The sequence below is a fragment of the Phenylobacterium ferrooxidans genome, assembly GCF_042714595.1.
In the GTDB taxonomy this organism is placed as follows: Bacteria; Pseudomonadota; Alphaproteobacteria; order Caulobacterales; family Caulobacteraceae; genus Phenylobacterium; species Phenylobacterium ferrooxidans.
Genome location: NZ_JAOTJD010000036.1, coordinates 1 through 15,004, shown reverse-complemented (window position 1 = coordinate 15,004; position 15,004 = coordinate 1). Strand labels below are relative to the sequence as shown.

Annotated in this window: 12 protein-coding genes; 5 read left to right on the top strand and 7 right to left on the bottom strand. The window is 69.7% G+C overall.

What is annotated here, in order from left to right; genetic code table 11:
• The first annotated feature begins 53 nt into the window (after positions 1-53).
• From OCL97_RS16750 to OCL97_RS16730, 5 genes are all read left to right on the top strand, one after another.
• Positions 54-1,085, top strand: coding sequence for an ATP-dependent DNA ligase (locus OCL97_RS16750; protein WP_377370996.1), 1,032 nt, complete (start codon positions 54-56; stop codon positions 1,083-1,085).
• Positions 1,086-1,117: 32 nt separating this feature from the next.
• Entirely contained in the window at positions 1,118-2,719 is a 1,602-nt protein-coding gene (locus OCL97_RS16745) for a peptide chain release factor 3 (protein ID WP_377370995.1), read from the top strand.
• Positions 2,720-2,723: 4 nt separating this feature from the next.
• Entirely contained in the window at positions 2,724-3,620 is an 897-nt protein-coding gene (locus tag OCL97_RS16740; RefSeq protein WP_377370994.1) for a class I SAM-dependent methyltransferase, read from the top strand.
• Positions 3,617-4,351 carry a pseudouridine synthase gene (locus tag OCL97_RS16735; protein WP_377370993.1) on the top strand — a complete coding sequence of 245 codons (735 nt, stop codon included), beginning with the start codon at positions 3,617-3,619 and terminating at the stop codon, positions 4,349-4,351. The genes OCL97_RS16740 and OCL97_RS16735 overlap by 4 nt, the downstream gene beginning before the upstream one ends.
• Before the next feature lie 157 nt (positions 4,352-4,508).
• A complete protein-coding gene (locus OCL97_RS16730) occupies positions 4,509-5,882 on the top strand; it encodes a hypothetical protein (RefSeq protein WP_377370992.1) in 1,374 nt (457 codons plus the stop codon).
• A gap of 10 nt (positions 5,883-5,892) precedes the next feature.
• Here the strand turns inward: OCL97_RS16730 and OCL97_RS16725 are convergent, their stop codons facing one another.
• The 7 genes from OCL97_RS16725 to OCL97_RS16695 form a co-directional block, all read right to left on the bottom strand.
• Positions 5,893-6,990 carry a DUF2336 domain-containing protein gene (locus OCL97_RS16725; protein WP_377370991.1) on the bottom strand — a complete coding sequence of 366 codons (1,098 nt, stop codon included), beginning with the start codon at positions 6,988-6,990 and terminating at the stop codon, positions 5,893-5,895.
• A gap of 7 nt (positions 6,991-6,997) precedes the next feature.
• Positions 6,998-7,699: a hypothetical protein gene (locus tag OCL97_RS16720; RefSeq protein WP_377370990.1), complete on the bottom strand. Its 702-nt coding sequence runs from the start codon at positions 7,697-7,699 to the stop codon at positions 6,998-7,000.
• Between the two features lie 47 nt (positions 7,700-7,746).
• Positions 7,747-8,514 (bottom strand): ABC transporter permease, encoded by a 768-nt coding sequence (locus OCL97_RS16715; protein WP_304779078.1) that lies wholly within the window; start codon positions 8,512-8,514, stop codon positions 7,747-7,749.
• The gene (locus OCL97_RS16710) at positions 8,511-9,263 is read right to left on the bottom strand and encodes an ABC transporter ATP-binding protein (RefSeq protein ID WP_377370989.1); all 753 of its coding nucleotides are present in this window, start codon (positions 9,261-9,263) and stop codon (positions 8,511-8,513) included. Before OCL97_RS16710 ends, OCL97_RS16715 begins: the two co-directional genes overlap by 4 nt.
• Before the next feature lies 1 nt (position 9,264).
• A complete protein-coding gene (locus OCL97_RS16705; RefSeq protein WP_377370988.1) occupies positions 9,265-10,278 on the bottom strand; it encodes an ABC transporter substrate-binding protein in 1,014 nt (337 codons plus the stop codon).
• Between the two features lie 162 nt (positions 10,279-10,440).
• Positions 10,441-12,507 (bottom strand): hybrid sensor histidine kinase/response regulator, encoded by a 2,067-nt coding sequence (locus tag OCL97_RS16700; RefSeq protein ID WP_377370987.1) that lies wholly within the window; start codon positions 12,505-12,507, stop codon positions 10,441-10,443.
• A 525-nt stretch (positions 12,508-13,032) separates the two neighbouring features.
• Positions 13,033-14,835: an ABC-F family ATP-binding cassette domain-containing protein gene (locus tag OCL97_RS16695; RefSeq protein WP_377370986.1), complete on the bottom strand. Its 1,803-nt coding sequence runs from the start codon at positions 14,833-14,835 to the stop codon at positions 13,033-13,035.
• Between the last annotated feature and the right edge of the window lie 169 nt (positions 14,836-15,004).

Here is a 15,004-nt window from a genome sequence, read left to right as displayed (position 1 = left end):
CGGAACGACTCGGCGGCCGAGCGGTTTGCGGAGTCTTCCGATCGGAGCCTTGCGTGACCCTCAAAGTCCCCCTCGACCTGCGGCCCATGGAGGCCAAGCTGGTGGCCGCCCTGCCTGACGAGCCGGGCTGGCGATTCGAGCCCAAATGGGACGGCTTCCGCTGCCTGGCCTTCAAGGACGGAAGCGACGTCCAGCTGCAGTCCAAGTCCGGTAAGCCCCTGACCCGGTACTTCCCCGAAATGGCGGCGGCCCTGGCCGAGCTGCCGATCACGTGTTTCGTGCTGGATGGCGAACTCACCATCTCGGTGGACGGCAAGCTCTCCTTCGACGCCCTGCAGGCCCGCCTGCACCCCGCCGCCAGCCGGGTGGAGAAGCTCAGCCGCGAGACGCCCGCCCAGTTCATCGTCTTCGACTGCCTGGCGGGCGAGGACGGTAAATCCCTGGTCGGCCAACCGCTCAGCGCGCGGCGCATGGCGCTCAAGACCATCGCCCTCCGCTTCAAGGGCGCCGACGCCATCAGTCTCTCTCCGGGGACGGAGGACCGCAAGGCCGCGGAGGACTGGCTGGCCCAATCCGGCGGCGCCCTCGACGGCGTCGTCGCCAAGCGTCTGGACGAGGCCTACCAACCCGGCGAGCGCGCCATGCTGAAGGTCAAACAGCTGCGCAGCGCCGACTGCGTGGTCGGCGGCTTCCGCTATGAGAAGGACTCCGAATTCGTCGCGTCATTGCTGTTGGGCCTCTATGACGACGCCGGCCTGCTGAACCACGTCGGCTTTACCTCGATGATCAGCGACGCTGAGCGGCCCAACCTGACCCGGAGGCTCGAGGCCCTGGCCGGACCCCCAGGCTTCACCGGCAAGGCGCCGGGCGGCCCCAGCCGCTGGACCACCGACCGCAGCGCGCAGTGGTCGCCGCTGCGACCCGAGCTGGTGGTGGAGGTCCGCTACGACCAGGTCACCGGCACCCGATTCCGCCACGGGACCCGCCTGCTGCGCTGGCGGCCCGACAAGGCGCCGGCCCAGTGCACCATGGAACAGTTGCAGCCGGAGGCCGCGCCGGCCGAGGTGATCGCCGCGATCGGCTAGCTTCGCGGCGCTTGCTGCGCTAGTCCCCGCCCATGAGCAATTCTCCCGCCGCCGAGGCCGCGCGCCGGCGCACCTTCGCCATCATCTCCCACCCGGACGCCGGCAAGACGACCCTGACCGAGAACTTGCTGCTGGCGGGCGGCGCGATCCGCGCGGCCGGCGCGGTGCGGGCCCGTGGCGAGAACCGACGGACTCGGTCCGACTGGATGAAGATCGAGCGCGAGCGCGGCATCTCCGTCTCGGCCAGCGTCATGACCTTCGACCACGACGGCCTGATGTTCAACCTGCTGGACACCCCGGGCCACGAGGACTTCTCGGAAGACACCTACCGGACACTGACGGCCGCCGACGCCGCGGTCATGGTGCTGGACGCCGCCAAGGGGATCGAGCCCCAGACCCTGAAGCTGTTCGAGGTCTGCCGCCTGCGCGATATCCCCATCGTCACCTTCATCAACAAGATGGACCGCGAGGCCCAGGATCCCATCGAGCTGCTCGACGAGATCGCGTCCAAGCTCGCCCTCGATCCGGCGCCGCTGTACTGGCCGGCCGGTTCGGGCGGGCGGTTCAAGGGCATGCTGGACCTGCGCAACCAGCAGTTCCTGCCCTTCGCCAAGAAGACCGCCGACAACAAGGACGAGGGCCACCCCGCCGCCATCGGCTTCGCCGGCAATGCGGTGTCCAGCTATCTCAACCCCGATGAGCGCGCCGAGCTGGAAGAGACCGCCATGCTGGTGGGAGAGGCCTCCAAGCCCTTCGACCCGCAGGCCTTCCTCGAGGGCCACATGACCCCGGTGTTCTTCGGCTCGGCCCTGCGCCACTTCGGCATCGACCAGCTGCTGGCCGGCCTCGGCGCCTACGCCCCGCCGCCCAAGGCGGTGGCCGCGGCCAAGGGCGGCGCCGCCACCCACATCGTCCCGGGCGACCCTGAAGTCACCGGCTTTGTCTTCAAGGTCCAGGCCAACATGGACCCCAACCACCGCGACCGCATCGCCTTCCTGCGCCTGTGCTCGGGCAAGTTCGCCCGCGGCATGAAGCTGAAGGTGCAGAACACTGGCCGCCAGCTGTCGGTCAACGCGCCGATCATGTTCTTCGCCTCGGACCGTGAACTGGCCGAGGAGGCCTTCGCCGGCGACGTCATCGGCATCCCCAACCACGGGGTCCTGCGGGTGGGCGACAGCCTGTCGGAGACCGGGACCATCCGCTTCGCGGGCCTGCCCAACTTCGCCCCGGAAATCCTGCAGCGGGTGCGCGTGAAGGACCCCCTGAAGGCCAAGCACCTGAAGAAGGCCCTGGAAGGCCTGGCCGAGGAGGGGGTGACCCAGCTGTTCCGGCCCCAGTTCGGCGCGGACTTCATCGTCGGCGCCGTGGGCCAGCTGCAGTTCGAGGTCATGGCCGACCGCCTGGCCAACGAATACCAGCTGGACGTCCAGTTCGAGGCCAGCCCCTTCGCCGAGGCCCGTTGGGTCACGGGGACCAAGGCCGAGATCGAGGACTTCACCGCCAAGCACAAGACCGCCATGGCCACCGACATCGACGAACAACCGGTGTTCCTGGCCAAGTCGGCCTGGGAGCTGGGCTATGTGGTCGAGCGCTATCCGACGGTGGCCTTCCACCGCACCCGGGAGCGGGGCTAGGGCCGTGGCCGCCGCGATCGTCTACGGGACCCCGCCCCACAACCTGGTCGATGTGCCGACCGGCGCGCTCCAGGTTTCCCCCATCCTGCCGGGCTCCATGGCCCTGGAAAGCCTGGCCGAGGCCAGCCTGGACGAGGCGGTGGTCTCCGCCCCGCCCGGCACGGCCGAGCGTGACTACGTCCTGGCCCAGGCCCTGCGCGTCCTCAAGCCCGGCGGGCGGCTGACCGCCTTCGCGGCGAAGGACAAGGGCGGTTCGCGCCTGAAGAAGAGTCTCGAGGCCTTCGGCTGCGAGGTCTTCGAGGAGTCCCGCAAGCACAACCGCATCTGCACGGTCGAGCGGCCGGAGACCGTCGCCGGTCTCGACGCGGTCCTGGCCAAGGGCGCGCCCCAGCAGATGGGCCAACTCTGGAGCCAGCCCGGTGTCTTCAGCTGGGATCGGGTCGATCCAGGCAGCGCCCTGTTGCTCGCCAGCCTTCCGCCGCTGAAGGGCAGGGGCGCCGACTTCGGCGCCGGAATCGGCATCCTGGCCCTCACGGTCCTCGCCAGCCCGGACGTCAAGAGCCTGGTCCTGGTGGACGTCGATCGTCGCGCCGTCGAGGCCGCCACCAGGAACGTCACCGACCCCCGGGCCACCATCCTCTGGGCCGACGTGCGTCAGGCCGGTCTGACCGATCTGGACTTCGTGGTGATGAACCCGCCCTTCCATGACGGCGGGGCGGAAGACCGGGCCCTGGGCGTGGCCTTCATCGAGACCGCGGCCAAGGCCCTGCGCAAGGGCGGGTCCTGCTGGCTCACCGCCAACCGCCACCTGCCCTATGAACGGCCCCTGGCGGCCGCCTTCTCCAAGGTGGAGCTGCGGGCCGAGGCGGGCGGCTACAAGATCTACGAGGCCCGGAAGTGAGCAAGGCCCCGATGGCCCGGCTCGATCGCCTGCTGGCCAATCTCGGCTACGGCTCCCGGCGCGAGGTCAATGCGCTCGTCCGGGCCGGCGGGGTGGTGCTGGACGGCGTGACCCTGAAAGACGCCGGCGCCAAGGTCCCTATCGTCCGCGAGCTGCCGGCGCGCATGACCATCTCCGGCGTCGCGGTCGATCCCCCCGCGCCGCTCACCCTGATCATGCACAAGCCGCTCGGCGTGGTCTGTTCCCATCGCGAGGCTGGCCGCAGCGTCTATGAACTGCTGCCCACCCGCTGGCGCGCCCGCATGCCGGGGCTCTCTACCATCGGGCGCCTGGACAAGGACACCTCGGGCCTGCTGCTGATCACCGACGACGGGGATCTGCTGCACCGGGTGATCTCGCCCCGCGCCCACGTGGCCAAGCGCTACCTGGCCACCCTCGACCGGCCCCTGAGCGGGGAGGAGGGGACGATCTTCGCCGCCGGCGACCTGATGCTCGACAGCGAGGAGACGCCCCTGGCGCCCGCCGAGCTGCGGGTGATCTCGCCCACGCAAGCCGCGCTCACCATCACCGAGGGCCGCTACCATCAGGTCCGCCGCATGTTCGCCGCCGTCGGCAACCACGTAAACGCCCTGCACCGCGACCGCATAGGCGGCCTGGAATTGCCCGCGGACCTGGCGGCCGGCGAGTGGCGTGTCCTGGACGAGGCCGGCGAGGCGTCGATCTTCGCCTAGCGCCGCAATTCGCCCAAAACGCGAAAATTCGTACTCCGTTAACCATAACGCACTGATTAACCACTTGTTTACGATCTCGGACCCGGCTTTGCTCCTCCCGGTCTGAACCCAAGACAGGCGTCCCGTGTTGAGACGCTAGGGTGATCGGAGCCGCGTCATGTTCGAGTTCGGTCGTGAACTTAAGCGCTTGTTCGGCGCTGAAGGCCTGAACACCCCGCGGGACGGCCTGACCGGCGGCGACTCCTCGCTGCTGGAATTGCTGGACCTGGAACTGCTGAAGACCGAGGCCAAGGCCGCCGATGTCGCCGCCGGCCGTGTCGGCGCCACCGACCGCGCCCAGCGCCGCCTGGAGGCCGCCATCGTCTGGCGCGAGGTCGCCCGTCGCTCCGGCGACGCGGTCGCCCTGCGCAAGGCCGCCGCCACCGCCGAGACCGCCGCCGATCTCTTCGACCGCAATCGCCGTCCCGACGGCTGGGCGCGCGCCCGCTGCGAACAGGCCTTCTGCGCCATGCTGGGCGCCGAACTGTTCGGCGACGACGGCCTCAACGCCGCCGCCGATCTCGCCTTCCGCGAAGCCCGCGCCGCCGCCCGGGGCGGTCTCGCCCTGCCGCTGGCCGATGTCGGCATCGCCGCCCTTGAGGGCCGCTCCAGGATGGCCGCCGGCGACGCCCAGGCCGCCCGTGTCGTGGCCGCCCGTTTCACCATTCCTATTCAGGGCCTCCAGGTCCTCACCAAGCGCTGCCGCGCCGCCCGCCTGCTGGCCGTCGAGGCCCGCCTGGTCCGCGCCGACCTGCTGCTGGGTTGGGGCGCGCGCCTGAAGGACCGCGACCTGCTGCAACAGGCCCTGGACGACGCCGAGACCGCCGTCGACGGCCTGGACGCCGCCTTCGAACCCTTGAGCTGGGCCCGCGCCGCGGCCCTGCGCGGCCAGGCTCTGGCCTTGCTGGGCGACGCCGCCGGTCAGATCGAGAGCGTGGCCGAGGCGGTCAACGCCCTGGCCGACGTGCTGGGCGAACTCAACCGCGACCACAGCCCCATGGACTGGGCCCGCGTCCAGACCGCCCTGGCCGAAAGCCTCCAGGCGCTCGGCGAGGCCGGCGCCAGCGAGCGGGCCTACGAACAGGCCGTCACTTGCTACGACCGCGCCGCCATGGTGCTGAAGGAGATTCCGGCCCTCGCCCTGAGCGCCGTCAGCGCCTCCAACCGCGCGCTGTGCCTGGCCCGTTCAGCCGAACTGACCGGCGACCTCAATGTGCTGGACGCCGCCGAGACCGCCTTCCGCATCGAGCTCACCACCATGTCGCCGGGCCGCGATCCCACCGCCTGGGCCCTGCTGCAGGTGAACCTGGCCAGGCTCTATGAGGCGCGCCTGGACATCACCGGCCGCGACCGGGGCGAACGGGCCGCCGCCGCCCACGCCCTGAACGCGGCCCTCGACGTCTTCGCCGAGCAGGGGCTGCGCTCACTGAGCGTCATCGCGTCGGATGCCCTGGACCGTCTGACCCACACCAGCCCGCGCGCGGCCTACTAGGGCGTCAGGGTCAGGCGGCGGCGACGTCGCCGGTCTGGCGGCGCATGCGCCAGAAGCGGATGGTCCGCTGGGCGGCCTCCCGGGGCAGGTTCTCGTAGAGTTCGCCATATTCGCGAGCCCGGCCCATGGCGTTGGAGTCGCGGTCCAGGATCAGGACGGCGAAGGTGAGGTACAGCGAGCGGTCGAAGCCCGCCGCCTTGCAGACGATGGAGAGCGCGTCCAGTTCGCGGCGCTCCAGGATTCGCCGGGCGGTGTGGAAATCGATGTCGGCCAGTTCGCAGAGCGCCACCAGGAACTTGGTGGTCTCGCGGTTGCGCAGGAAGCCCGCCAGCACCGGCGGGGTGATGGCCCCACGCAGGCGCAGGATGCGCACGGCCTTCTCGGCCTCCACATAGTCGGCGGGCAGGGCGCCGTCGCGGGCGGCCAGCGTCTTGCGGCCGGCGGCGAGGGCCGCGTCCAGCTCGTCGGGATCGATCTCGCGGTTGCGCTCCAGGATCTGGTCGCGCAGGCGGGCCTCCACCACGAAATACATCTCGTTCAGGAGGTCGGCGGGCATCGACTTGCGGGCGACGACAGCGGCGTGCAGGGCCGGGTTCTCGGCGGCGCGGTCCACAACCATCTCGTGGGTCTCGCGCGACATCTCTGCGCCCTGGTTGGCCAGCAGGGTTCCCAGGGTCTCGTCGTCGCCACGTTCCACGATGGCCTCGGAGACAGCTTCCGAAACAACGGGCCGCTGGCTGATGGCGCGCAGGTGATCCTGGCCCCGCGTGCGGGCCACCGACAGCAGGTCGTCCTCGGTCAGCGCCGTGGAGCCCTCCAGCAGGGGACGGGCCACCTCGATGGAGGGGTCACGGGCCAGGCTGCGGATCAGGCCGGCCGGCGCCGGATTGACGCCCGACATGCGCTGGGCCAGCTCCACGCGGACAGCTTCCTCCATCTCGCCCGCGAGCTGGGTCAGGACGTCGTCGAACAGGGACAGTTCGCCAGGCGCGCGGGGCTCGTCGGTGGTGAAGAACAGGTCGGTGACGCCGCGCAGCAATTCTCGCCGCCGGGAGCTGGAGGGCTCCTGGGCCAGTTCGATCAGGTCGTGAAGCTTTGTGCGCGTCATCAGGGTCTCAGAACGGGCGACCGTCGCCGGCCTTGTCGGAACTGTCGTCGTCGCCGTCGTCGGTCTTCTTGGGGGCGGGCGCATCGGGGGGGCCGATGAAGACGTAGCGGTCGCCGCCTTCGACGGCGGGGATCACGTCAGGCTCCAGGCCATAGGCCCGGTGCATGGAATAGAGCTTTGAAGAGCCGCCCACGTGGCGGGCCGTCGCCGAGGCGTCGACCACCTTCTGGCTGGCGGCGACCGCGGCCTGCTCGGGCAGGGGCGGCGGGCCGCCATAGAGGCTGGAGGGCGGCGGCGCATAGATCGGCGGCGAGGACGAGGTCTGTTGGTCCACGGAAGGCGCCGGCGCGCTCGGGCGCGGGGCCTGATAGGGGGTCTGGGGGACGAAGGGGGTGTAGGCTGGCGGCTCATAGGTCACGCGGTTGCTCTCGCCGGGGGGCGGGGGCAGGTCGCGATCCTGGGGCGCCGCCTGACGTCCGCGCGTGAACTGACCGGCCAGGGCCATGGGCTCGGGGCGCTGCATCATCCCGGGCTGGCCGCCGGTGGTCGGATAGGCGCGCTTGTTGGACCATCCCAGCATCGGGCCGGTGGGCGCGGGGGCCCGCTGCTCATAGGCCGGACGCTCATAGGACCGGTCCCGGTCATCCTCCTGGGAGCCGGGCGTGATCGCACGGACGACGGCGGCGATAGCGTGGCCGAGGTTCATCATGCGACAACGCTAGCCGCGGTCGCTTAACCCTGAGCTAACGGGCGTCTTTAACGGCCACGCCACCAGGCCAGGCCCGTGCGCTCGGCGCGCTCCAGCAGGGCGTGCAGTACCACCCCCATCAGACCCAGCACCACCAGGGCGGCGATCATGCGCGCGGTCTGCAATTTGTTGCCGGCGTCGAGGATGCGCCAGGCCAGGCCGCGCACCCCGCCTGACCCCGCGCCGAACTCGGCCACCACCGCCCCGATCACCGCCAGGCCCGCGCCAACCTTATGACCTTCCAGCAGAAATGGGACGGCCGACGGCAGGCGCAGGCGCAGGACGCGCTGCAGGCGGCTCGCGCCATAGAGATCAAACAGCCGCTCCAGGTCGGGATCGGCGGCCTTCAGCCCCGTGACCGCGCCGGAGAAGATCGGGAAGAACGCCACCAGCACGGCCAGGGCCACGATGGCGCGTTCGGGGTGATCAATGCCCGCCCAGATCAGCACCAGGGGCGCGATGGCCACCACCGGCGTCACCTGGAGAACCGAGGCCAATGGCCGCACCGCGCGGTCGATGAGCGGGCTCAGGCCCACCAGCAAGGCGATCGCCTGGGCCAGGATACTGGCGATCATCAGCGAGATCAGCGCCACCGACAGGGTGTTCCAGGCCGCCTGCATCAGGCTGGCGGTGTCTGTGGCCAGGGCCACGGCGACGTCGGAGGGCGCGGGCAGGAAATAGGCCGGCACGCCGGTGACCCGGCAGGCGATCTCCCACCCGGCCAGCAGCAGACCGATGAGAGCGAACGGCGCCAGGACGTCGAGGACGCGGTTCACGCCGACTTCTCCGAGCCCTTGAGCAGCAGGTCCGACACCGCCTCCGCGGCTTCGCGGAACTCCGGCGTGGCGCGGAAGCCGATCAGGCGGGGTAGGTGGCCGGGCACGCTCACCTCGCCGGCGATGCGGCCGGGCCCCCGGGTCAGCACCGCCACGCGCGCGGCCATATAGGCGGCTTCCTCGACGTTGTGGGTGACGAAGACGATGGCGGGCCCTGTCTCGCGCCACAGCTTCAGCACGTCGTCGGCTAGGGACCGCCGGGTGATTTCGTCCAGGGCGGCGAAGGGTTCGTCCAGCAGCAGCAGGCGCGGCTCGGTCACCAGGGCGCGCGCGAGCGAGGCGCGCATGGCCATGCCGCCGGAGAGCTGGGCCGGGCGGGCCTGCTCGGCGCCCGCCAGGCCGACCCGGGCCAGGGCCTGGGCGGCGCGCTCACGAGCGGCCTTCTTCGGCACGCCCGCCAGTTCCAGGGGCAGGGCGACATTGGCCTGCGCCGTCATCCAGGGCGCCAGGGTCGGCGCCTGGAACACCACCGAGGTCTCGCCGCGCCCGGCGGTGCGGGTGACCGTTCCCCGGGTCGGCTGTTCCAGGCCCGCCAGCAGTCTCAGGGCCGTGGACTTGCCGCAGCCGGACGGACCCACCAGGGCGACGATCTCTCCCGCCGCGATGCTCAGGCTGAAGGGGCCCAGCGCGCGGCCGCGCTTGGCGTAGTCGACCTCCACGGCCTCAAGGGCGACGACGGGCGGCGGCACGCTACTTCGCGGCCGGGGCCACGAACTGCAGGGTGTAGGCCTTCTTGTAGTCGAGGGTCTTGGGATAGACGCCCTGTTCGGTGGCCATCCTGAAGAATTCGGCCCAGCGGGCGTCGCTCATCGTGCCGATGCCGGCTGTCTTGGCGTCGCCGCCGTCGACGATGCCATAGGACTTCATCTTCGCCCGCGCCTGGTCCAGCACGTCCTGCGCCATCTCCGGATTGTCGTTGCGGATCAGGGCGTCGGCGGGCGCCGCGTCGCCGTTGAGATAGTCGTTCCAACCCTTGGCCGAGGCCTCCACGAAGGCCTTCACCGCGGCTGGGTTCTGATCGATCAGGCTCTGGGGAACCAGGATCATGGTGGCGTAGCTGGGATAGCCGTCGTCGGCCAGCAGGAAGACCTTGGCCTTCAGCTTGGCCTCCTTCTCCAGGGTGTAGGGCTCGCTGGTGACGTAGCCCTGCTGGGCCACGCGCTTGTCGGCCAGGAAGGGGGCGGAGTTGAAGGTGTACTTGCGGATCTGGTCGTCGCTGAACCCGTACTTGGACTTCAGCCACACCCAGAAGGCGGTGACCGAGGCGTCCGACAGCAGGATCGGGTGGCCCTTCAGGTCACTGATGCTCTCGATCCCCTGGTCGGGGTGGGCGATCAGGACCTGGGGGTCCTTCTGCATCATGGCGGCGACGGCCCTGACCGGCACGCCCTCCTGGGCCATGTTGAGCGCGATGAAGCTGTTGGAGCCCATGCCGGCCTGGACCGCGCCGGAGGCCAGCAGCTGCGGCACGTTCACGCCCGGGCCGCCCTGGACGATCTGCACGTCCAGGCCGCGCTTGGCGTACTCCCCGGTGGCCAGCGCCTGATAGAACCCGCCGTGCTCGGCCTGGGCGCGCCAGTCGGTGGCGAACCTGATGACGGTGGGCTGGCCGGCGGCCGGCGCGGTCTCGGCCTTCTTGGCCGGCGAGCAGGCGACGGCGAGAACCGCGAGGGCGGCGAGCGCAAGGCTGCGAAGGGCGTGCATGATCTGTCCCCAACTTCGATCATGGGGAACCTAGGGCGTGACGGCCCCGCTTCCAAGATGGGGGCGTGAACTTAGAGCATGTCAGGCGCAAGTGGGTGCCGGTTCGCCGCCCGGACATGCTCTAGATTCAAGGTCTAAGGTCGAGATGGCCCCCAATTCCGCTCAGGCAGCCGCCTCCCGCGCGTGTTCCAGCCATTTGGCCAGAACCTCATGCAGGGCTTCGATCTGGATCGGCTTGCCGACGGCGTCCACCATGCCGGCCTTCAGGCAGCGCTCCACCATCTCGGGCATGACGTCGGCGCTCATGGCGATGATCGGCACGGCGGCGCAGGGGCCGCCCAGGGCACGGATCAGGCGGGTGGCTTCCAGCCCGTCCATGCGGGGCATGTGGACGTCCATCAGGATCAGGTCGCAGGTTCCGTCCCGGGCGGCGGCCACGGCCTCCTCGCCGTTCTCGGCCAGCGCCACCTCGCAGCCCAGCAGGGTCAGGACCGTGGCGCCCAGTTCGCGGTTCACCGGATGGTCGTCCACCAGCAGCACCTTGGCGCCCAGCTCGCCGATCTTGCGCATGCCGCCCGTGGCGGGCGGAGCCTCGGCGTCGGCCAGGGGGGCGTCGATCTCGAACCAGAAGACCGAGCCGTAGCCGGAGGCGCTGTCCAGGCCGATGCGGCCGCCCATCAGCTCGGTCAGTCCCTTGCAGATGGCCAGGCCCAGGCCGGTGCCGCCGTGACTGCGGCTGACCGTGGAGTCCGCCTGGCTGAAGCGCTTGAACAGCTTTGTCGCCTGCTCGGTGGGGATGCCGATCCCGGTGTCGGTGACCACGAAGCGCAGGGTGGAGATCGTGCCCTCGACCGTGACCTCCAGGTCCAGGCGGACCCGGCCCCGCTCGGTGAACTTGATGGCGTTGGACAGCAGGTTCAGCAGGATCTGGCGCACCCGCAGGTCGTCGATCATCACCGCGCGCTCGACCTCGCCGCTGGTGTTGAACTGCAGGTCCAGACCCTTGCGGCGGGCCACCTCGGCGACGATGGCCAGGGTGTCCTGGGCCACGGCGCGGGGCTCGACGGGGCGGGGCGACAGGTCCACTTCGCCGGCCTCCATCTTGGAGAAGTCGAGGATGTCGTTGACCACGGTCAGCAGGGAGGAGCCGGCCCGGTCGATCAGGGTCAGCTGCCGGTTCGCCCCCTCGGGCAGGTCGCTGCGCTTCATCAGCACCTCAGTGAAGCCGATGATGCTGTTCATGGGGGTGCGAATCTCGTGGCTCATGGTGGCCAGGAATTCCGACTTGGCCTTGCCGGCGGCGACCGCGCGCGCCTGGGCGGCGCGGGCCACCCGCGTGCGGCTGGCCCACAGGCGCTTCAGGCGCTTCTGGTCGGCGATGGCGAGCGCCGTGGCCAGGCTGGTGAAGAAGTTGATCCCGATCAGGAACTGAATGCCCCGGGTCTTCTCCAGCATGGTCCAGGTGGCGCCGGTGTGGGTCTCCTGCGAACCCAGCACCAGGCTGGAGGAGATCGAAGCCAGCATCATCGCCGCCACCGCCGCGCCGCGCGGACCCAGGCGGAAGGCGATCAGGGCCATCATCGGGAAGATGATCACCGGGGTCGGAAACCGCACAGGCGCGAAGGCCAGCACGCACACGGCGGCCATCATGCAATAGAGGCCGAACTGCTCGGGCCACTCGCGATGAAAGTCGCGCACCGTGTCCGAGCGCGCGATCAGCAGGACGGCGGGGAGGGCGATCGCCATGCCCAGGCCGTGCGCGTAGAACCAGGTGCTGAGCACCACATTGAAGCTGCGGTCGAAGAGGGTCAGGACGTCGGCCGCCACCACCGAACTGGCCGCCGTGGCCGGGACGATAGCGAACAGCAGCAGCTGGGCGACCCGCTTGAGGCTGGTGAGGCGCATGGTCTGGCCGCAGGCCTTGCGCGCCAGCCAGGCGGTCGCGAAGGCCTCGGCGAAGTTCAGCATCGGGAAGACCAGGCCGACCCCCAGCGGATTGCCGAGCCACAGGCCCGCCAGCCAGTTGATCAGGAAACAGACGGCGGCGGCCGGGAGGCTCAGGCGCCACGGCAGCAGCAGGAACATGGCCGCCAGGATTCCGTTCGACAGCCAGATGGCGGCGACCCCGGCCTCGCCCTTGGTCAGGGCGAGACTGAACAACGTGGCCGCCACGAAAGTAACGGTCAGGCTGAGGGTCAGAATCAGGTCGCGCGAAGGCTTGGCCAGCATCGAGGATCCCTACGAAGCCGCAGGATTATGCCCCATCCGGATGGCGAAATGTTTAAGCTGTGCCAAGTCGGGACAGAATGCCGCACCAAAAAGGGTAATCCCCATGGCAAGAGGGCGGCGCGGCGGTTTCCCGCTGCGTCGCCCTCTCATCCAGATCCGTTGGGGGATCTGTGCCCAAAGGTCGGTTTGCGACTTCGAACGCGGGGTTACCCGCAGGTTTCCGTCGCCGACCGGTGTCCCGCGGAGATGAAGGTCCCGGCTTGCGCCGCTTCCTATCCTCCGAGAACCTTCTGCTCGCTTGGTCGAACCCGTTTCCGTGTCCGTCTGCGCCGCAGTCCCTCTCGACCCCTTGACCTTCCTCCCGAACCCTCTATGAAGCAAGCGCCGCGACTCGCCCCTATGTGAGCGGAGCGCTAGATCTCCGGGGATAACCTGTGGATGGTTTGGGGATTTCGCGGCGTTTTCCCTTAAGATTCAGCGCCAAGATCTATCCACAGCTAACCTGTGGTCGCGGCGAATCAGGCCCTAGCGCCCGGCCTCCAGCGCCTCGCGCATCTCTTCCAGGGTCATCCAGTCTTCCTCGGCCTTAACCAGTTCGGCCTGGGCGGCGGCGTGAGCCTTGGTCAGCTTGTCGAAGCCGGTGGGGTCGCGGGCGTAGAGCGCCGGGTCGGCCATGTCGGCCTCCAGCTTGGCGATCTTGGCCGGCAGGCTGGCCATCAGGCCCTCGGCCTCCTTCAGCCGGTGCTGATCCTTGAAGGACAGCTTGGTGGTCTTCTTCGGCTCAGGCGCCTTCGGCGCGGCTTTCGGCGCTGACGGCGCTGGGGCCGGGCTGGCGATGGCGCCGAAATAGCCGGGGTTCTGGCGCAGGAAGTCCTGCCAACCGCCCGGGGTCTCCACCACGTCGCCGCGGCCGTTCAGGGCGATGGTGGAGGTCGCCAGCCGGTCGATGAAATCTCGGTCGTGGCTCACCAGGATCAGGGTGCCCTCGAAGTCGGCCAGCAGGTCCTCGAGCAGATCCAGCGTGTCCATGTCCAGGTCGTTGGTGGGTTCGTCCAGGATCAGCAGGTTGGCGGGCGTGGCCAGGGCGCGGGCCAGCAGCAGACGGTTGCGCTCGCCGCCGGACAGGCTGCGCACCGGCTGGCGGATCTGGGCGTCGGTGAACAGGAAGTCTTTGGCGTAGGCGTTCACGTGCTTGGGCAGGCCGCGCACCATCACCTGGTCGCCCCCCAGCGGGGTCAGCACGTCGCGCAACATCATGTCGGGCTTCAGGTCGGCCCGGGCCTGGTCGATATAGGCGGTCTCCAGATTGGCCCCCAGCTTCACAGAGCCCTCGTCCGGCGCGATTTCCCCGAGCAGCATCTTCACCAGGGTGGTCTTGCCCGCCCCGTTGGGGCCGACGATGGCCACCCGGTCGCCGCGCAGGATGCGGGTGGAGAAGCTCTTCAGCAGGGTGCGGTCGCCGAAGCCCTTGGCGATCCCGCGGGCCTCGATCACCCGCTGGCCCGACAGGCCGGAGGAGGCGATGCCCATGTTCATCTCGCCGCGCACCTCGCGCAGGCGTTCGACCTTCACCTGCCGCAGGTCCATCAGGGCGCGGCGGCGGCCCTCGTTGCGGGCCCGCCTGCCGGTGACCCCGCGCTGCAGCCAGTGCTCTTCCTGCTCCAGCTTCTTGTCGATCTTGCGCCCTTCCTCGGCCTCGGCGGCCAGGACCTGCTCCACCCACGCGTCGAAGGCGGCGAACCCCTTGTCCAGGCGGCGCACCTTGCGGTGCTCCAGCCAGAAGCAGCGCTGGGTGGTGCGCTCCAGGAAGGCGCGATCGTGGCTGACGATGACCATGGCCGCCCGGCTGGAGGATAACTCCTGTTCCAGGGTCTCGATGGCCAGGATGTCCAGGTGGTTGGTGGGCTCGTCCAGCAGCAGCAGGTCCGGGTCCTCGGCGAAGGCGCGGGCCAGGGCCACGCGGCGGATTTCCCCGCCCGAGAGGCCCGAGCTCGACTTCTCAGGATCGATGCCAAAGACGGCCAGGGCCGCCTGCGCCCGGTGCTCGGCCGCGCCGCCGGCGGTGCAGTGATCCAGCAGGGTGGCGCCGACGATCTCCGGCTCCTGCGGCACATAGGCGATGCGCGTGGCCGGCTGCACGGCGCGCTCGCCGTCGTCGGGCTGGATCTGGCCGGCCAGCATCTTCAGCAGGGTGGTCTTGCCTGCCCCGTTGCGCCCTACCAGGCAGGCGCGCGACCGCGGCTCCACCGACAGGTCGACGCCGTCGAACAGCATTTTCGGTCCGTCGGCGAGGCGGACGGCCTTCAGGGCGAGAATGGGCGGCTTCATGCGGCGTTCGACATAGCGAGGCGCGGGCGCGAAGCAAGCTCTAGAGCGGCATTGAGCCGCGACATCCGCAATCTTATCCCAAGCCCGCTCATCCCGGCGAAGGCCGGGATGTGGATTCTCGTTCGAAGTGCAACACCCTGGAGAAGGCCTCGGCTGGGGTGTGGAAGTC

What these genes read in the sequence shown, in the direction of transcription:
- OCL97_RS16730 (WP_377370992.1), top strand. Translation starts at nt 4,509, where the DNA reads ATGTTCGAGTTCGGTCGTGAACTTAAGCGCTTGTTCGGCGCTGAAGGC.
- OCL97_RS16745 (WP_377370995.1), top strand. Translation starts at nt 1,118, where the DNA reads ATGAGCAATTCTCCCGCCGCCGAGGCCGCGCGCCGGCGCACCTTCGCC.
- OCL97_RS16695 (WP_377370986.1), bottom strand. Translation starts at nt 14,835, where the DNA reads ATGAAGCCGCCCATTCTCGCCCTGAAGGCCGTCCGCCTCGCCGACGGA.
- OCL97_RS16705 (WP_377370988.1), bottom strand. Translation starts at nt 10,278, where the DNA reads ATGCACGCCCTTCGCAGCCTTGCGCTCGCCGCCCTCGCGGTTCTCGCC.
- OCL97_RS16720 (WP_377370990.1), bottom strand. Translation starts at nt 7,699, where the DNA reads ATGATGAACCTCGGCCACGCTATCGCCGCCGTCGTCCGTGCGATCACG.
- OCL97_RS16700 (WP_377370987.1), bottom strand. Translation starts at nt 12,507, where the DNA reads ATGCTGGCCAAGCCTTCGCGCGACCTGATTCTGACCCTCAGCCTGACC.
- OCL97_RS16725 (WP_377370991.1), bottom strand. Translation starts at nt 6,990, where the DNA reads ATGACGCGCACAAAGCTTCACGACCTGATCGAACTGGCCCAGGAGCCC.